The 18778-nt window shown below is 60.4% G+C and carries 17 protein-coding genes and 1 pseudogene; 13 read left to right on the forward strand and 5 right to left on the reverse strand.

What is annotated here, in order from left to right:
* The first annotated feature begins 96 nt into the window (after positions 1 to 96).
* From sucD to J7024_RS17820, 5 genes are all read left to right on the forward strand, one after another.
* The gene (gene sucD / locus J7024_RS17800) at positions 97 to 978 is read left to right on the forward strand and encodes a succinate--CoA ligase subunit alpha (protein ID WP_072442724.1); all 882 of its coding nucleotides are present in this window, start codon (positions 97 to 99) and stop codon (positions 976 to 978) included.
* A 159-nt stretch (positions 979 to 1137) separates the two neighbouring features.
* A complete protein-coding gene (locus J7024_RS17805; protein WP_234745329.1) occupies positions 1138 to 1842 on the forward strand; it encodes a TerC family protein in 705 nt (234 codons plus the stop codon).
* Between the two features lie 97 nt (positions 1843 to 1939).
* Complete coding sequence (locus tag J7024_RS17810; RefSeq protein ID WP_124828875.1) at positions 1940 to 2536, forward strand: pilin; 597 nt, start codon at positions 1940 to 1942, stop codon at positions 2534 to 2536.
* A 164-nt stretch (positions 2537 to 2700) separates the two neighbouring features.
* Entirely contained in the window at positions 2701 to 4479 is a 1779-nt protein-coding gene (locus tag J7024_RS17815; protein ID WP_124828873.1) for a PglL family O-oligosaccharyltransferase, read from the forward strand.
* 421 nt (positions 4480 to 4900) lie between these two features.
* Entirely contained in the window at positions 4901 to 5251 is a 351-nt protein-coding gene (locus tag J7024_RS17820) for a TonB family protein (protein ID WP_124828871.1), read from the forward strand.
* Positions 5252 to 5303: 52 nt separating this feature from the next.
* Here the strand turns inward: J7024_RS17820 and J7024_RS17825 are convergent, their stop codons facing one another.
* The 3 genes and pseudogenes from J7024_RS17825 to J7024_RS17835 form a co-directional block, all read right to left on the reverse strand.
* Entirely contained in the window at positions 5304 to 6509 is a 1206-nt protein-coding gene (locus tag J7024_RS17825; protein ID WP_124828869.1) for a hypothetical protein, read from the reverse strand.
* 172 nt (positions 6510 to 6681) lie between these two features.
* A complete protein-coding gene (locus tag J7024_RS17830) occupies positions 6682 to 6837 on the reverse strand; it encodes a hypothetical protein (protein WP_234745330.1) in 156 nt (51 codons plus the stop codon).
* 650 nt (positions 6838 to 7487) lie between these two features.
* Positions 7488 to 7625, reverse strand: a pseudogene (locus tag J7024_RS17835) (cyclic pyranopterin monophosphate synthase MoaC); the annotation flags it as partial.
* 202 nt (positions 7626 to 7827) lie between these two features.
* On the opposite strand from J7024_RS17835, the gene J7024_RS17840 reads away from it, so the two are divergent.
* The 8 genes from J7024_RS17840 to J7024_RS17875 all read left to right on the forward strand — a co-directional run bounded on the left by J7024_RS17840 (position 7828) and on the right by J7024_RS17875 (position 16733).
* Positions 7828 to 8160, forward strand: coding sequence for a hypothetical protein (locus tag J7024_RS17840; protein WP_124828868.1), 333 nt, complete (start codon positions 7828 to 7830; stop codon positions 8158 to 8160).
* A 119-nt stretch (positions 8161 to 8279) separates the two neighbouring features.
* A complete protein-coding gene (locus tag J7024_RS17845) occupies positions 8280 to 8456 on the forward strand; it encodes a hypothetical protein (RefSeq protein WP_208446963.1) in 177 nt (58 codons plus the stop codon).
* The gene (locus J7024_RS17850; RefSeq protein WP_208446964.1) at positions 8453 to 8881 is read left to right on the forward strand and encodes an SHOCT domain-containing protein; all 429 of its coding nucleotides are present in this window, start codon (positions 8453 to 8455) and stop codon (positions 8879 to 8881) included. Before J7024_RS17845 ends, J7024_RS17850 begins: the two co-directional genes overlap by 4 nt.
* Before the next feature lie 230 nt (positions 8882 to 9111).
* Positions 9112 to 9459: a hypothetical protein gene (locus J7024_RS17855; protein ID WP_124828865.1), complete on the forward strand. Its 348-nt coding sequence runs from the start codon at positions 9112 to 9114 to the stop codon at positions 9457 to 9459.
* A 263-nt stretch (positions 9460 to 9722) separates the two neighbouring features.
* Positions 9723 to 12677, forward strand: a complete 2955-nt coding sequence (locus tag J7024_RS17860; RefSeq protein ID WP_234745331.1) for a type VI secretion system Vgr family protein — start codon at positions 9723 to 9725, stop codon at positions 12675 to 12677.
* A complete protein-coding gene (locus tag J7024_RS17865) occupies positions 12674 to 14692 on the forward strand; it encodes a phospholipase D-like domain-containing protein (protein ID WP_124828861.1) in 2019 nt (672 codons plus the stop codon). Before J7024_RS17860 ends, J7024_RS17865 begins: the two co-directional genes overlap by 4 nt.
* A 2-nt stretch (positions 14693 to 14694) precedes the next feature.
* Positions 14695 to 16002, forward strand: coding sequence for an SEL1-like repeat protein (locus J7024_RS17870; RefSeq protein ID WP_221622215.1), 1308 nt, complete (start codon positions 14695 to 14697; stop codon positions 16000 to 16002).
* 443 nt (positions 16003 to 16445) lie between these two features.
* Positions 16446 to 16733: a PAAR domain-containing protein gene (locus J7024_RS17875; protein WP_124828858.1), complete on the forward strand. Its 288-nt coding sequence runs from the start codon at positions 16446 to 16448 to the stop codon at positions 16731 to 16733.
* A 102-nt stretch (positions 16734 to 16835) separates the two neighbouring features.
* On the opposite strand, the gene J7024_RS17880 is transcribed toward J7024_RS17875, so the two are convergent.
* Both J7024_RS17880 and J7024_RS17885 read right to left on the reverse strand, forming a co-directional pair.
* Positions 16836 to 18131: a hypothetical protein gene (locus J7024_RS17880; RefSeq protein ID WP_175762544.1), complete on the reverse strand. Its 1296-nt coding sequence runs from the start codon at positions 18129 to 18131 to the stop codon at positions 16836 to 16838.
* Positions 18132 to 18312: 181 nt separating this feature from the next.
* Positions 18313 to 18778: DUF6988 family protein (locus tag J7024_RS17885; RefSeq protein ID WP_234745332.1), on the reverse strand; the 466-nt coding region annotated here is incomplete at its 5' end.

Below are 18778 nucleotides of genomic sequence, written 5' to 3' on the forward strand. Positions count from 1 at the left end.
AAACTTGGGGCGGCCCGGCGTTTTCTTGGCGCGCTCAATGAATAGGTATGGCGGCGCGGTTTGCACGCGACGCCAATCGAACAGAGGTCAAAATACATGTCGATTCTGATCAACAAGGACACGAAGGTCATCACGCAGGGCATTACCGGCAAAACCGGTCAGTTCCATACGCGCGCCTGCCGTGAATACGCAAACGGCCGCGAAGCATTCGTCGCGGGCGTGAACCCGAAGAAGGCCGGCGAAGATTTCGAAGGCATTCCGATCTACGCAAGCGTCAAGGAAGCGAAGGAAGAAACCGGCGCAACCGTGTCGGTCATCTACGTTCCGCCGGCAGGCGCAGCGGCTGCGATCTGGGAAGCGGTCGAAGCTGACCTGGATCTCGCGATCTGCATCACGGAAGGCATTCCCGTCCGTGACATGATCGAAGTGAAGGACCGCATGCGTCGCGAAGGCCGCAAGACGCTGCTGCTCGGGCCGAACTGCCCGGGCACGATCACGCCGGACGAACTGAAGATCGGCATCATGCCGGGTCACATCCACCGCAAGGGCCGCATCGGCGTCGTGTCGCGTTCGGGCACGCTGACGTATGAAGCCGTTGCACAGCTGACGGCGCTGGGCCTCGGCCAGTCGTCGGCAGTCGGTATCGGCGGCGACCCGATCAACGGTCTGAAGCACATCGACGTGATGAAGATGTTCAACGACGATCCGGATACGGACGCAGTCGTGATGATCGGCGAAATCGGTGGTCCGGACGAAGCCAACGCTGCCGAGTGGATCAAGGACAACATGAAGAAGCCGGTCGTCGGCTTCATCGCGGGTGTCACGGCGCCTCCGGGCAAGCGCATGGGCCATGCCGGCGCGCTGATCTCGGGCGGTGCGGATACGGCCGAAGCGAAGCTGGAAATCATGGAAGCGTGCGGCATCACCGTCACGCGCAACCCGTCGGAAATGGGCCGTCTGCTGAAGAAGGCGCTGTAATTTCCGTCTGGTTCACCCCGCAGAAAACGCCGGCCATGCCGGCGTTTTTTGTTATGCTCGACGAAATGATTTTGTAAGGGCCTGGCATGCGCGATGCGTGTCTCGGCGATGAGCCGGGTCGCCTGTCCGACAGTCGTTGCCCCGCACCGGATACCGTTCATGCTTGAATTCCTGACGTCGCTGCACTGGGGCGCCGTGCTTCAGATCGTCATCATCGACATCCTGCTCGGCGGCGACAACGCGGTCGTGATCGCGCTCGCGTGCCGCAACCTGCCGACCAGCCAGCGGCTGCGCGGCATCGTGTGGGGTACGGCCGGTGCGATCCTGCTGCGTGTCGTGCTGATCGCATTCGCGGTCGTGCTGCTCGACGTCCCGTTCCTGAAATTCGGCGGCGGCCTGCTGCTGCTGTGGATCGGCATCAAGCTGATGGTGCCGGACGCCGACGCGCACGATAACGTGAAGCCGGCCGACCGGCTGTGGGACGCGGTGAAGACGATCGTGATCGCCGATGCGGTGATGAGCCTCGACAACGTCGTCGCGATCGCGGGCGCCGCCGAACAGGCCGATCCGTCGCACCGGCTTGTGCTCGTGATCTTCGGGCTCGTCGTCAGCGTGCCGATCATCGTATGGGGCAGCACGCTGGTGCTGAAGCTGCTCGACCGCTTTCCGATCGTCGTCGCGTTCGGCGCCGGGTTGCTTGGCTGGATCGCGGGCGGGCTGATCGTGCACGACCCGGTGGCCGATCGCTGGCCCGTCCTCGATACGCCGGCCGCGATCTACGGCGCGAGTGTCGCCGGCGCATTGCTCGTCGTGGTGGCCGGTTACGCCCTCAGACGCCGTCGCGGTGTCCCGCACGCGCACTGACGTTGGCCATCCGGCCGAGTGCCGGATTCGCAGCCCGCTGGCTACGATCGAAACGCCTGCCTGAACCGGCAGGCGTTTTTCGTTTCCGGAGCCTGTCATGTTCGAAGTCTTTTCCGTTTCCCTGTTTCGTCGCATTGCCGCCGATCTGCGGCGCACCCGTCGGACGGTGCCGCGCTGGCGGCCGGCCGGCTTCACGCTGATCGAACTGATGATCGTGCTCGCGATCGTCGGCGTGATCGCGGCCTATGCGATTCCCGCGTACCAGGATTATCTGGCGCGCTCGCGCGTCGGCGAAGGGCTCGCGCTCGCGTCGTCCGCGCGGCTCGCGGTCGCCGACAACGCCGCGAGCGGCGCGAGCCTGAACGGCGGCTACAGCCCACCAGCCGCCACCCGCAACGTCGAATCCGTCGTCATCGACGGCGAGACGGGCCAGATCACGGTGGCATTCACGACGCGCGTCGCCGCGGCCGGCGTGAATACGCTGGTGCTGGTGCCGTCCGCGCCCGACAAGGCTGATACGCCGACCGCGCGCGTGCCGCTTAAAAAGGGTGCGATGCAGGCCGGCGCGATTGCATGGGAGTGTTTTGCCGCAGGGAAGGACGCGTCGTCGCTGCCGGCGCCGGGCGCCGGCCCGTTGCCTGCGGAGGCGGCAACGTTGCCCGCGAAATATGCGCCGGCGGAGTGCCGCGCGTAGCATCGGCGGTGACGCGGGCCGGCGCAGCCCGGCCGGCATGGTGCGGCCTTTGCCGCTCCTGCCGGCTGCGCCGGTCGTGTGTCCGTCGTGCCATGGCGCTACAGGCCCGCACAGAGCAGGGAAAGTTTTGTATAGTGCGCCGGTTGCTGACATCCGGTTTGCTCATGCCCACTACTTTTTCCCGTTCGTTGCCGCTCGTTGCGCTGGCTGTCGCCCTGATCGTGCCGTACGCGATCACGAATCACACGTATCCGATCCCGACCTTCTATTCAGAGTTTGCCGCACTGGTGCTGTATATGCTGGTGGGCGTCTCCGTCGTGCTGCTCGCGGGCACGGGCCGCCCGGCCCAGCCGTTTGCCGCGCCGACCGCTTTCGTCGCGCCGCTCGGGTTTGCGGCGGTGCTGATCGCACAGGTCGCGCTGATGCCGCTGAAGGTGCCGTCGATGAACTGGCTGGCGGTCGGCTATCTCGCCGCGGCGCTGGTCGCGATGCAGGCCGGCTATATGCTCGCGCGCGAGAGACTCGCGGAAGCCGTCGCGCGGATGATGGCCGGCGCGCTGTTGATCGGCGGGGTGTTCGCCGTCGCCAGCCAGATCGTGCAGTTGTTCCATCTCGAGTCCGTGGTGGCACCGTTCGTCGTCTCGTACAACATCACGATCGATCGCCGCCCGTACGGCAACATGGCGCAGGCGAACCACCTGGCGACCTACATCGCGTTCGCGCTCGCGGGTGCGCTGTACCTGGTGCAGACGCGCCGTCTCGCCGTCTGGGCGTGGCTCGCGCTGTCGGTCGTACTGTCGGTCGGCCTCGCGCTGACCGTGTCGCGCGGGCCGTGGCTGCAGGTCGCGGTGATGGTGGTCGCGGGTTTCTGGATGGCGTGGCTCGAATCGCGCCGCGAGCCGGGCAATCGGCGCGCATGGCTGATGCCGGTCGTGCTCGCGGTGGCTTTCGTCGTGGTGAACGTCGCGGTGCGCTGGGCCAACGTGCATTTTCATCTGGGGCTTGCCGAGTCGGCGGCCGACCGGATGCGTGACGCCGGACAAATCGCGCCGCGCCTCGCGCTGTGGAAGTACGGTCTCGCGATGTTCCGCGAGCATCCGCTGCTCGGCGTCGGCTGGGGCGAGTTCCCGTCGTACCAGTTCGCGCTCGTGCGCGCGCTTGGCGGCGTCGAGATCGCGAACAACTCGCACGACATCTTCATCGACCTGCTGGCGAAGTCCGGGGTCGTCGGCCTCGGCGTGCTCGTCGTCGCGCTCGTGACGTGGTTCGTGCGCGCGGTGCGCGCGCCGCAGTCGAGCACGCGCGTGTTCGGCCTCGCGCTGATCGGCGTCCTGCTGATGCATGCGCTCGTCGAGTACCCGCAGCAATACATGTTCTTCCTGCTGCCCGCGATGTTCGTGATCGGTCTGCTCGAAGTGAAGCCGCTGCGGATCCTGCCGGGCCGCGCGGCGTTCGGGCTGTTCGCGGTGCTGTCGGTCGGCGGCGTGCTGGCGGCGGTGCCGATTCTGCGCGACTACCAGCGTGCGGAAGTGCTGTATTACGGCAACAATCCGGCCGCGCAGTACCGCGCCGCGCCGTCGCTGCTGTTCGGCGCGTGGGGCGACTACGGAGCGGCGACGCTGCTGCCCGTTTCGCCGGACGACCTGCCGCTCAAGCTTGCCGCTCACGAGCGTGCGATCGCACTGCTGCCAGGCGAGACGGTGCTGCGCCGCTATGCAGTGCTGCAGGCGATGGCCGGTCGCGAAGCCGATGCGCTCGACACGGTCGCGCGCCTGCACGTATTCGCGAAGGAGCTGAAGGACTGGCCGCAGCAACTCGCGTCGCTGTACAAGCTGTGCGATCAGCAGCCGTCGTTGAAGGCGTTCAAGGCTGACGTCGTCGCGAAGTACGGGGAAGTGCCGCCCGACGCGGACGACGACGACTCGGACGACGATTCCGACTGAAGCAGGTCGGTGCCGGGCGGGGCATCGCGGCGTGTTTCGTATCGCGATGCAGCAGGGGAGCGGTGATGCGCCGGCGCAATGCGGCGATTGCTTCCCATCGCGAATGGATGCGGGTAGAAGCTGGCCTGATTCGCGTCAACCATTGTCAAATCGCCGCCAGGTACGGGGCGGTGCGTGCACAATGCGCGAAAAGCGGTCGCGTGCATGGTTGCCCGTTGCGGGTCGCCGACGCGCAAGCAGCCCCGGGACATATCAGGGGAACCCGCCAAGCAGGATCGCGACCGATGCAACCATCGGTCGTGCGGCCGTAACGGGGCGCCGGTCCGATGGCCGCGGCGCAGGGCGATGCATGCGATGCGGCCAGGTGCGGCCCGCCGGCGCGGCATTCGTCCGCAACAGTGCTGAAGAACGATATTCGACCATGGCTCTCCGCTCTACCTACCTGATCCTGCCTGCCGTCGCGGTGCTGTTTTCCGGCTGCGCGATGCTGTCGTCGTCGCAGGAAAGCAAGCTCACCTGTCACATCCCGCGTGCCGTCTATCCGGATACCGCGAAGCCGCTCACGCGCCCGGTTACGGTGCTGGTGCGCGCGCTGATGACGACGTCGGGCGAGGCGCAGAACGTCACCGTGACGACGAGTAGCCGCAATGCGGCGGCCGACCGCGCCGCCGTCGATGCGATGACGCATGCGACCTGCGTGCAGACCGGCGCTACCGCGAATCCGTTCCTGCTGACCCAACCGTTCGTATTCGAACCGCGACACACCGATTGATGCGAGGGCGGTGCGGACAATCAGGCCGCACCGCCCTTGTTTCGAATGCACCTCAGTGCTGCGGCATCAGGTTCGCACCGTGACACGTCGGCTCGGCTGCATTGCGCAGCCAGAGCATCGTGAATCCGTTGTGTTCCTGGCGGATCAGCGCGTAGCGCCGCGCGACCGTGTTTCCGTCCTTGCCCGTCAGGTCCAGTTCGACCTGGAAGCGGTCCTTGCTGTCCGAGCAACCGCGCACCGGGCCGTATGCGAAACCGATATCGGGCGCGTTGCTTTCCGCGTTGAACGCCTTGCGGGCTTTCAGCGCTGCCACGGAGCCAGCGGGCTCGCTCCATTCGCGCGCGAGCGCGTCGTTCACCTTGAGCCATTCGTCGACGAAATCGCGTCCGTTGACCGCGGCGGGCTGCACGCGTAGCACCGTGTCGCCGTCGACGCGATAGCGGAAGATGCCCGGCCGTGTCATCACTTCGCTGTCGAGCGAGCCGACCGTCGTGCGTATTTCGAAACCGTCCGGGCGTACCTTGAAGCGGATCGCGTCGTCGTCGAGCACGTAGCCGTGTTCCGTATGGAACAGCGTGCGTTGTGCGGCCGAGCCGCTCGCCGGGGCGACCACGTCCGCGCCGAAGCGGCTCCAGCGCGACGAGCACCACGGCGTGCCGTGGACGACCGCGACCTGCCCGCCGGGCAATGTGCCGAACCAGAAGCCGCCGCCATAGGCGCCGCCGATGTCCTTGTAGTCGTCGGCTTGCCAGCGCAGCACGCGCCGCCAGCCGCCGTTTTCCCATGCATAGCCCGTGAGCAGGTTGTCGTCGCCGCACGCGATGTCGAAGCCGGCACGCACGAAGAGCAGCGGGCGAGACGTGCCGTTGCGTTCGACGTCGACGTCCGGGTTGCGGCCGAACGCCGATTCATCGTTTTTCGGCTGGGCTGGCCGGGCTGGAACGCCAAGCGTGGCTGCCAGCGTGCGTTTCAGCGTGGCGGGTTCGACGTGTTCGTCGCTGCACGCGAGCCGCGCGTCGATCGCGCCGACGAGCGCCTGCTTGTACGCACGGATCGCGTCGCGTAGCGGCGGCGAGACGTCGACGGTGCCGCCGCCGTCGCCTTGCGGATTACGCACCTGCTGGACGTGGTGCTGTGCGTCCAGCGCCGCGCGTGCGGCGTCGGCGGCGGCGGGGCATGGGCTGGCGGCGAACGCGGCGGCCGGTGTGGTGCAGGCGATGGCGAGCGCGAGTGTCGCGCGGTTCAGCATGTTTTTCATCGAAGTCTTTTGTCGTTCTTTTCCTGGTTCATCACGCGGGCGGCCGGACACCGAAGCGGAATCGAAACCCGGCGATGAGCGGAGGATTCGACCGGGGTCGCCTGTCAGCCGGCGCGGCACGATACTTCGCCGTGTCCGGCACGCCCTGCGTGCGATCAGAAGGTCCGCTTCTTCAGCGTGAATGCGTGCAGCCAGACAGCGTGTTGGTCGGTGCGTCGAAGTAGCCGCCTTGTGCGACCTTGTCGGTCGCTTGATCCTGCGACTTGCCGGCGACGTGTGCATCGGCCGGCACGTCGATCGCCTGCCACGTGGTTCTGCCGTCCGCCATACGCGAGGCCCCCAGCCGATCGTGTAGCCGCGCTGCGGATCGAGGAAGAGCAATTGGCCGATGTTCTGGCTTGCGGGCCATTGCGGCTGCGACCACGTTTGGCCGCCGTTGAGCGACTTCCACAGCTTCGTCGTTTGCGGCGCATTTCCTCCGCGTGCCTCGGGGGCGTTGTAGTTCATCCATGATGTGCTGAGGAACTGAACGGACCAGTCCGGCGAATACCACCACCCGGCATTCTGGCCGACCTGCCGGAACTGGCGCTTCATCCCGCCGTCGATCGTTCCACGGAAGAAGCCGATCGTCATGCGGTTCAGCAGTTCGCCGGTGTCGTTCATCCATGCTTCGGTCGGCTCGGGCCGCTGCGGTTCGTTCGATTCCGCCGTGGGCTTGAACGTCACCTCGGGATTGGCGAGCTTGACGCTCATCACGTCGTTGCCCTTGATGCGGAAGCGACCGCCGCCATACGGCGTGTCGTTCCGCATGAAGTGGGTCAAAACCGTTTCCCAGCCCGTCGCCATGCTGACGTACCCGTACGTTCCAATGGCCAGGGCAACGAGACCTCCGGCGATCCACGTCCAGCGCTTGTGTTTTTGCATGTCACTTTTTCAGCAAGCGACCCAGTGCGCGGCTGACTTCGTCGGGCCGGCCGGTCAGCCGGCGGCATCCTCCGCCTTCCAGTCCCCCGACTTCCCGCCGCGCTTCTCCCGCACGCTCACGTCGGTGATCACCATCCCGCGATCGACCGCCTTGCACATGTCGTACACGGTCAACAAGCCGACCTGCACGGCCTTTTAAATCAAAGGCTTACTGATAGCGACTTATTCGATCTTGTCCCACCCGGTTGATAATGTGGGACAGCAGTGGGACGGATTTGGGACAACAACCGGACCGCACTGTGCCGCAAGTTTACGCGATTGGCCCGTTCGGGCGGAAGCACATGTACATGTCGCAGCACGACAGGATGTTCCGGACGCATCATTCGGTGCGTCGTTGGACGCGCGCCGTGGCATTCCGACGTGTTCTACTGGGCTGACCGCACTGACTAGCCTTGATGGTCAGATTCGCGCAGGGAACGTCGCGTTCCATGGCGTGAAGGTTGTGGCAGTCGATTCGGCTGATGCCGGAACGTCCAGCCTTGTGTCCGTGCGTCTTGATATGCCAGCCGCCGACTTCAAGGTCAAGTTCCCGGATTTCGCGAAGACGATCAAATTGCCAAAGAGTAAGGCTTGCCCGGACGGCGGTAAGAGGTCGCTTTCCGATCAGTCGATGACCGGTGCCAAGGGCGCGACAATCGAGTGCAACTGCTTCACCGGTGGAGATTGACGTAAGCGGGCCGAGGTGATGTTGATGCAAATGTCGTCTCGGCTGTCTCCGGAGTCGATCCTTTGAAGTATTCTTAGTAAGTTACCACTGGCGCAAATCACAACTACACGGGGAAGGGCATGACGGAAAAACAAACAGCCAACCTTACGGCTGAGTTACCCAAAGCATCGGCGCATCTTGAATCAATGCTTGTCGATGGTGAAAAGGTACAGGCGAGCACCATCCAGCGGCGGCTATTTGCCTTGACGCATCGGCGCTCCTTAGTGGCTGCGACATCCGGCGACTCATCGGCATGACGCGCGGCCTGATAGGAGGTTTTACACCGATTGATCTTCGCTGGCAGGACATCAAGACCGCACATATACAGGCTGGCATCTTCGGCAGTACGCTGACGGTTACGGCTCTTTCTCAGCCAGATTTAGCCAGTGGTGGCGCAATTCGGGGATTCAAGTTTTCGGGGCTGCGGAAAGATGAAGCGCAAGCCGTCTACCGAATTTGCCAAGCGCAGGAGCAGGCGTGGCGCGAAAAGCGCCGACAGCGTGAACTTGAAGAGTTAAGGGCCAAGTCTGGTGGTTTTCAGGGGGGCTTCGGTGATGGTGCGACTGTCAGCAACGAAAGCCCGACCGAGCGGCTTCAGAAGGCAAAGGCCATGCTCGATCAGGGCCTTATCAGCGATTCTGAGTACGAGACAATCAAAGCTCGGGTTATCAGTCAGTTTTGAGATGACATTGACCGCCGTTCGTCGGCGGTTTTTCATATTCGACTACTGATTGCCGTGCCGGGACGACATTCAACAGATGCGATTTCGGGGGATACCACCCGGACTGATATCGAACAAGAGAGCGGATTGACGAAAATTTTCCGCGAATCCGACATCACCGTCGAAGCCCGCGACGCCCGCCTTCGCGATAGTGGCGTAGTTCCCTACAGCGTGCAGCCGGACTGCTCCGATTGCGAACGGAGCAGGGCATTGGGTATCGCATCTCCCTCATCAACGACCGGAAGTTCATCCGGGTCGGCACATATCTTCCGCTGAACCGGCAGGCACCCATCGACTTGAAGCACGAGCTGGCGAAGCGCCTCAACGAAGATGTGCTTCTCCCGGTCTTCACCATCGACCCAGACGAAGACCTGACGGTAGCCTATGTCTTGCCGTACATGAACGGACTGATTTCGGGCAACTTTGTTGCCGTCGTGAACCGGTTCGCGGCACTGCTGGAATTCATCGTTCAGACGTACAACGGCGACGGACTGATTGATTTCGGTGCGCTAAGTGGTGGGTTGGCGACGCGACATTAGTTGGATGCTTGCACGGGGATGAAATAAATTAGAAGGCTAAAATAAATTAAAATGAAAGAAATGGCGCACCTTCACCGATGTGGGTACGTCGTCTGACGAAGATTCGCATCAATGATCGTCAAATTCTCGCTGCGCAAACGTACAACTGTCATGATTTCGCCTTGTTCCGGATAAAATCGTCTGAGCGATGATTGTCGCTACGACGGACCGTCTGTTATCTCAGAATCGTGACGGTCGAACCTGAGAGACAAGGACAAGAACAGATGGCATTCGGACCGACAGATTCGGGAAGTTTGAGATACAGCGACATCTTCGACGCGATTAACCGTGGCCTCATGCAGCATGGCCGTTTGCTGACGCTGCGCACCCCGCTGGGCGAGAACGTGCTCACGCCCGTTCGCGCGAACGGCTGGTCGAAGATCGGCCGTGATTATCGTTGGACTGTTGATGCAGTATCCATGCGCGACGACATCGAATTGCTCGCGCTGATGCATCAGCAGGTGTCGTTGTTGATTCAGCAATCGACAACACGCTATGCCGACGCGGAGTATCGTCCGATTCACGGCTTCGTGCATCAGATCAGGCGATTGGGGGCCGATGGTGCACTTTCGCTTTGCCAGATCGAGTTCGCGTCCGCCCTGTTCTTCTTGGGCGAAGGTCGTGACGATCATTACTGGCTGGATTCGAACGCTGTCCAGAGCATCAGCACTGTCTTCGACAAATACCCTCAGTTGCGCGGGCACTACCGATTCAATCTCAGCAGCCAGCCAAGTACGCGCACATACACGCGACAGAGCGAATCGGATTTGAATTTCGTTCAACGTCTGCTGGAAGACGAAGGATGGTACTTTTATTGGGAGCATGCCCCAGTCAAGGATAACGAACCACCCAAGACCACACTGGTGATCGTGGACAGCATTTCGGCGTTGCCGGAAGCGCACGATGTCACGTATTCCCGAAGCAATACGGGCGATGAAATCGATGGCTTGACGCAGTGGGTGATGCAGCAGACTGCACAGCCAATGGAGTTCAAGTCCACCTCGTTCGATCAGGATCGACCGGGTACCAGCTTCGCGGCGAGTAGTCTGATGGAGGCGACGACATACACGGTCCAGCATTACCGGGACAAGGAAACCCTCAGCGTTCCGGGTGTACCTGCGACGGTGTATGAACCGACGACCTTGGGTTACCCGGACTCCGACAGCGGCGGCCACCGTGCGCGGATTCGGACGCAGGCATGGGACGCGATGGCCCGTCGCTTTATCGGCGTTGGCGGAGTGCGTTGGCTTGATGCCGGGTCGAGGTTCGTGCTGAACGATCATCCGCGCCACGATGACCGTGATCCGAAGGACCGGGAGTTTCTGGCGGTCGAGATGCACTGGTTCATCCTAAACAATGTACCGTTCGCGCGTCAGTCGGAAGCATTTCCGTTCAGCCTGCAATCGGAGTTCGACCGTGTTCAGGCGGAATACGAGCAGGCGTCCGTGTCTCGTCCTCATGCCGATGACGGTTCGGTAGGTCTCTTCTTGATGAAGCTGGAAGCCCAGCGCGCGGATGTCGTGTACCGTAGCCCGCTTGAACACAAGAAGCCGGTGATGCAGCTTGAACACCTACTTGTCGGCGCACCAAATGATGAGGAAGCGTGGACGAACAAGAACAACGAGATTCGTGGCCGGTTCGCATGGGACCGGCAGAGTAAGCCGGACGAGTACAACACGTCGCCGTGGATGCGCGTCATGCAGGGCGACACCGGTGACGGCTACGGTGCGGTCCACGTTCCCCGCAAAGGTGAATGGGTGGCAGTCGGGTACTGGCAGGGGGACTGTGATCGTCCCTTCGTGATGGGCCGGTTGCCCGGTGGGACCACTCAGCAGCCGTGGCATTCGGATGTACTGAAGTCGGGCCAGCAGTCGCGCGGTTTCGGCAATACCGGTGCATACAACGCCCTGATCCACGACGATTCCACGCATCAAGGTGGCCAGCGGCTGACGAGCTATACCGGGGGCACCTATCACCTATTCCATCAGGGATACCTGATTGACCAGACGGGCAATACGCGTGGTGGTTATCGCGGGATTGGTTACAAACTCCATACTGATGCGTTCGGTGCGATGCGAGCGAATCAGGGGATGGCGATCAGCACGCAGCACAAGTCGCCGGACGCCGAACAATTGGACGTGCGAGAGGCAAGCCAGCAATTGTCGCGTGCGGGGAATTTGGTCGATTCGTTATCGGAAGCCAGCAAGGGGCATCAGGCAGCGGACCTCAAGTCAGGTCACGACGCGTTGAAGCACTTCGCGGACGTTTTGGAATTGCCGCAGACACCCGAGGCCAAGGGTGGTCGCACGGCGGGCGGCGGCACGGGCACCGCGAACGCTTTCAAGGAACCGGTGATGCTGCTGGATAGCCCAGCAGGAATTGCGGCGTCAACGCAGCAATCGGTGCATCTTGCGGCAGACCAACTCATCAATCTCGTTAGCGGCCAGACCACTACTGTTGCGTCGGGACAGTCGCTGATCGTCGCGGCCCTAAACCTGATCAGTATCTTTGCGCAGAACGGTGGTATGAAGGCCATCGCTGGCAAGGGTGACATCGATATTCAGGCGCATGCCGGCGTGATCGATCTGGCGGCTCAGTTGGCGTTGCACATTCGGTCCGTGACAGACGTTATCGAGGTTGCGTCCGGCAAAGAAATCCGCATTCTTTGCGGCGGGGCAATCATCCAGATCAGTCAGGACGGCAGCATCAATATCCACTCACCAGGCAAGATCGACTTCAAGGCGGCGAGCTATTCGTTTGCTGGTCCCGCACGGGTTGATATCACGAATCCGGCGTTCAAGGATTCGCCGGTCCAGAAGCTGTCGCTGAACATGTTCGCGTCGCCTTCGGCGAAGAATGCTGCCCCGGTTGGCATGCCATATAAACTCTATGCGGACGGCGCGCTGGTCAAGCAGGGAGTATTCGACGAGACCGGCCAGTTGCCTATCGATCATCATGTGGCGACACAGAAGTACACACTCGAACTGGCGAACGGCGTTAAGCATGAGATCCCAGTGCCCGGCGACTATCGCGATGCCGCTAACGGTGCCCTCGCGAATCAGGGCTTCCAATTTCACGAAAGTAGCAGTGCGCCGGACATCACTCCGCCCGGCGACCGGGCGTTGCACCGGACACGCTACAGCGAGCTACTGAACCCGGCAACCGGAGACGAAGCATGACTGCCAAGACGATCACGACGCCGATGGCACTCAATCGCACTTCAAGTGCATCGGTGTGTTCACCGTGGTTTGTGGACACGACGGATGAGGGGAAGCCCGTCGAATTTCATCCGGTCACGTGTTCCTACCAACCTCTCGTAAACGGTCAGGAGGCGTTTGGTGCTGTCTACGATGCCATCATGGCGGCACGGTACAGCGTTGATATTATCTGCTGGGGCTTCCAGCCGTCGATGTATTTCAAGCGTGGGGATGGCGGAGCGTCGCTCAATATCGGAGACCTGCTACTCAAGAAGGGATTGGAAGGCGTTCGGGTCAGGCTTTTGTGTTGGGCGGACTCTCTGAATGTTGCTCAGGTCACGGAGAATTCGACTCCGGGATTCAACTGGCTTCGAAACCGCGTCTTGCAGAATGAGAATGATGCGGAGCGGGAATATGACCGTGCTTGGTATTTGACCGCGCGAGCAGTGCCGCCGTCCCCGTTCCGGGAAGAACAGGCGAACAAGCAAGCAGCCGATCTACGCGCGAAGCATGCTGTCGGCCTGCCGCCCCCTGAGCCGTCCAAGAAGACCGTAGCCTTGCAGGGGCTGCCGTGTATCGAAGTAGCAACGCGAGATTTTTCGTTGGGGGATCGCGCGGAAATCATCTACCGTGAATCGCGGTTTCGCGAAGACAAGAACCTGAACGAGGAAGCCGTCACGTTTGGTTTCGGCACCGAACCTTCGCACCATCAGAAGATGGTGCTCGTAGACTACGAAGCACCCGAACATGCCGTCGGTTTCGTCATGGGGCATAACACGCTGGATGCATACTGGGACGATGATAAGCATTCGTTTGCCCGGATGCATCCTCGCTTCGGGCGCAACGGTGCGACACCGCGACAGGATATGTCGGCGCTCGTCACCGGGTCGATCCTCGAACATCTGAATGTCAACTTCTGCAATGCATGGAAGCGCAGCACGAATGTCGATTTGTTGCCGGCTCGACGAGCACTCGCATCACGACTTCCGTTGCGAAAGGACAAGGGTACGCCGGTCATGGCGCAAATCCTGCGCACGCAATCGCAGGAAGGGCGCCGTGACATCCGTGCGATGTACAAGCAGGCAACGGACAATGCGTGCCGCTACATCTACATCGAGAATCAGTATTTCCGCTGGCCGCCGCTGGTGGATCACATCAAGACGGCGATCAACCGCCAGACATCTGGTGGGCGCGATATTGGTAAGCATGGGCCGCTGTATCTGTTCGTGGTGACGAATTCCAGCGATGATGCATTGGATCACGGGCAGGTATCGACGTACCGGATGATGGAGTCGCTGGGGCACGCAGACACGATGCCGAACGTGACAAGGTTAGAGCGAAACGATGTGTATCAGCAGCAGCGACGTAATCTTGTAGCCAGCATTGACGGTACTGACAGCAACGCGCAGTTGATCCAGACTTATGGAACAGGTTCGACGGCTGACATCGCAAAAGCCTTGGACAAGAACGAGGCGCACAAGAAGGATTTGCAGAAGCAACTCAATGACGTTAATGCCAAGATTGCTGATAATAACAAGGGTCAAATCATACCGGGCGACATTCCGGGGCTGAAGACACTGATCTGTACTCTGGTTGCACCGGATTCCCCGGCGGGAAAATGGATGGACACTTATGTACACAGCAAGATCATGGTCATCGACGATGTGTTCTTGACGCATGGTTCGGCAAACATCAATACGCGAAGTATGGAGGTCGATAGCGAGTTGAATATCTGTCACGAACACGGCGATGTGACCAAGGCACTTCGGAAGCGACTGTGGGCAATTCATACGAGGCTTGAGTCCGCAAACTCTCAGGGCGGGAGCGGCGATACCAATAGAGCGCGTGCGATAGGCGATGACATGGGTGTTGCATACGACACTTGGAAAATGATTCTTACGAGCAACCAGAAGCTTCAAAATTCGAAGAAACAATCACCAACTGCTTCAATCGTCAACTTCAAGACTGCCACGACCACACGAAGCGGGCTCGACTAATCATGCGTAGAGTTCCTATCGCCCTGTTCATTTTGTGCCTGTTGACCGCATGTTCGAAGAACGAAAGTGCTATGAATCCGTTGCCCGACGTTAGCGCAGTGCGCCTGAATCTCGCCTTCACTTGTGTGCATGAAGCCGATCATCTACCGCCGCTTGATCCCGAAGCAGATAAGTTGTTCCAGTACGCCCGGTTCCTTGAGAAGAAAGAAGGGGCCAAGGACTTCAACGATGTCGCTCGGTACTACCGTATCGCGGCCGCATTCGGTCACTATAAGGCCAATCATAATCTGCAAATTTTGATCTCGTCGGGAATGGCGTCTTCTCCCGATCCAGAGAAAGAAAGCGTTGATCTTGCCGAGCAGCTTATCAAAGCCGGTGTGCCAGGCGGCTACTACGATATCGGCCACTATCTTTTGAATGGGTACGGCGTTCAAAAAGACGACGACGCGGCCCAGAGATACATACGGAAAGCTGCGGACTTGGGTAATGCGGATGCACAGTATTACGTTGGCAACTTGCTTGACCCTGCTGATGCCGCGCCAGACATTGCCCTCAAAATGTTTCAGTGTGCAGCCGATCAGGGGCACGCAGAGGCCGCAAACTATCTCGGAGTCAGCTTCCAAACCGATAAAAAGTTAGTTGCGGCTGCGAAAGCATTTCAGACAAGTGTCACGGCAGGAAGTAGTCAGTCGGCTCTATTGCTTGAGGAAGCGTTTGATGTAAGTGGCGGAAAAGACCCGCTAACCAATCTCGGGGTCCATGCAGACGCTGAACGCAGTCGCCGATATGCGCTTGTCGGCAAGTTTCTGCGTGCCAATGATGGGCGGAATCCCAAGGTTCCGGACATCGACAAGATCGTGCCGCTTCCGCCCGCAAAACTTCCGCCGTGGGATGGAACATTCCAGTGGCAGAAGGAACAGGACGCTGCTGTTCCGCCGCAGAAGCCAACGAACGAAGTTGTCGATCAGATGGCGAAGGCGAAGCACCTCGACCCAGCAACGGGGTTGCCCTTGGCAAATCCAGCAGAGAAGACTTCTCAAGAGGACCAGCCTGCGAACATTTCAGCGCGCCTTCCGTTGGGGACAGTCGCGCACACCGGCCAGCAGTGCCCGGAAGATGGGGTATGGTGCGCGAAATTGGATGCCGGTCAGGTCGGCGATGCGAAACGCAGGTTTCTAAAGGGCGACTCGTTGCCGTCCGTCGTCGTGCATGAACCACGACGGCTTGCGGTTCTCGACAGCATGATGGGTACGCGGCAGCACATGGCACCCGTTGCATGGGAACTTGTCGCATACCTTGATCAGGCTTGATCTGATTCCACGCCGGAAAGACTACAGGCGGATGGCCCCTTTTGTAACCGACAGGAAGATCGCTCTACGTGAACCAACCTAATGAAGCGAAGAGGCGTGCGCACCCGGTGACGTTGATAGGGTTTGGTTGGTTGTTGTTCGTCCTTGGACTGCCTTGCTGGGCACTTGCGAGCAGTGCGCTTCAGGTATTCGCACCGTATGCCGACTGGCCCAAGATGGCGGGAATGATCGCCGTGCCAGTGCCGTTGCTATTTGTTGCCGCTTGGAAATACGACAGTGAGTACACGGGAGAAATCGGTCCTCTTCTGGTGGGCTGGTGTGTGGGCGTTGGAATGGCGCGACTCGCTTATTTAATCGGAGGCTTGGCCCCGCATGGATGATTGCTTGGCAAAGATCACGCCTTTGTACTCGTTCGTTTCGGGATGTGACTTGGGCAACGACAAATGACCCGATATATGATCCTCGACGGCGATCACACGACCGTGGCCGGAACGGTCCGGGCAAGGGCAACGCCGTTTGAACTTGATGGCAAGCACATCGCACATGAAGAGGACGATGTGTTTTGCCCGGTGTGTAAAACGATTGGCAAGATTCAGTGCGACGGCCCACGGTTGCCGATGACAGGACCAGACGGTCGGCGTGTGGCACTGAGTGATGACCTTTGTATCTGCAAGTGTGTCCCGCCGCCGAAGCTCATCCCGTCTCAGCAGGTCATGTCGGTTGACGCGTGATGATGTCTCGGTGCGCCCCTGCTTTGGGGTTCCGGACTCGCTGGACGGCGATATAAGGCAACGCAGCGGCTAATCGCTGCGTTGCGGGCCAAATCAGTTGCTTCAGGCCGGGCCACCGACCGGCGTAGCCCAATCAGCGAATGCAGCAAGGAAGCGCGGAAGGTCATCGAATGTGTCGAGGCTCACTTGCCAGCCATACGCGGTTTCGGTCGCCCCACGGTTCAGCCGCTTCGGAAACCGCGACATGTTCGAATGGAAACGATGTTCGTGGCCGACCGATGCAACTCCCGGCAATGCCATCACCTCGTCAGGCATCAGGCCGGGATGCACCACCAGCTTGACGCGATTCATCCTTGATGTGGTTTTGACCAAGTAGATGATCTGACCGTTAGGGGCCGCGAATTCGGCCACTTTCGATGTCTGGTTCGTCAGCCTGTATCCCGCCTTCTGGACTTCAGCAAGGATGGCGGCGACTTCGTCGTTCGCCGTGCCGCACGTCGCGATGTCATGGACCTTGGTCGTTGCCGGTTTCAACTGTGCAGACGACGGCACGTTGGGCGTCGGCATTGCTGTCTCTTGATCGCGCCGTGCTGATGGCTTCGGCGCAGTTCGACCAAGCAGCGAAGCCGTAGCGACATGCATCTGCTTATAGGCGCGGTCAAGCCAGTCAGTCCGACGCAAGACCGGATTCTTGGCGTCAAGTTCTCCCTTGGTGACTTCTCGAAGGTAGTAGCGCGTTGTGCTGCCGCCCGCACCGGACGGATGGCAGAACGCCCCCAAGACCTGCTTGCGTTGGAGTGCGCCGTGATGGACGCACCAGTCCAATGCGGCCTCAGGGCAAGGGCCAAGGCCGACAAACAGTGTGTCCGATGCCATTTCCCGCACTGATGGGACGAAGCAGTCACGGAAGCATTCGCTGAGAAGAGGTGATGCCATGACTTCATCGAAGCTCCCCGCGAACATTTTTCCGGCCTTGAAGGCAGCGTGCGGCACTACCGATGTCGATTGCAGGAGGTCGGCGTGCGAACTCCAAAGCGATTCAACATCCTCGATTCCAAGTAGTCGTTCGAACTCGAAGTGCCGCAGCATTTTCAACAGGTTCGGTCGCATCGATGGACCGCCGAAGGCTCCGACCTTCTTGATTTCACGGAGAATCATGTCCGTCGGGTGCCTGTGTCGAAGCAGTTCCTGCGCCTTGCCATACGACAGTTCAAGCTGCGTATTGCCGGGAGTAATTCCGACGATCACCAACTTTGCTTCCCGGTTGACGTACTCGAAGGGTGTGTACCGAAGCTCGTAGACGCCTGATTTTCCGAGACTGAATTGTGGTGCGGTTACCCCGTCCGCACCAAGACGCATCAGATCATTCGAGAAACGTTGAAACAGTTCGCGCTCCATCCCATGTCCCTAGTATTTTTCAGCGGGAGGCAGGTTAGCAACCCGACGTGGGAGATGAAAGAGAAATTTTCGGTATTCTTGTCGCGCCGCTTGCAGGGTGACTGCGATGAAGGAATGGCCTGTTCCATCGTTCGATGACGAGATTTCGCTCTGGCGGCGTCATGAACTCCATCAAGGCCCATCAGACGATTGGAATGCAGTCTGCAAAGTCGATATGCAACTGTCGGACGGGCTGCATGTTCTCCGGGTCGCCGGAAAGCACGGACGCTAACTGAGCGGCGATGCAAGTAAGCCCGTTGGAGTTTTTCAGGACATCGATTGTCAGTTGTGGCGGATAGCCGCTGACAGTCCTTGCGAGAGGATGAAGCCCGCCATGTGTGTAGCTGTTCAGGGCTTTCCAAGCAACATCACGATAATTCTTCACTTGTTCAAGCAGGGATGTCGGTGCATCGCTGGTGTCCAGTTCCTTTAGCATGTCGGCCAGCATCCGCCCATCGTTCGCTCTCCGTGCATTCTCTTCAGTCAGGGGGACACTGAGTCTTGCCACCCGATTCTCGGATGCCGCGTACAGCAACCAGATTCCTCGAACCAGAGATTCGTACTGCGGGCGAAGTAGCGCGAATCCGGATGCATGAAGCCCGCTGGTG

The sequence above is a fragment of the Burkholderia sp. WTPI3 genome, from assembly GCF_021483755.1.
Taxonomy (GTDB): domain Bacteria; phylum Pseudomonadota; class Gammaproteobacteria; order Burkholderiales; family Burkholderiaceae; genus Burkholderia.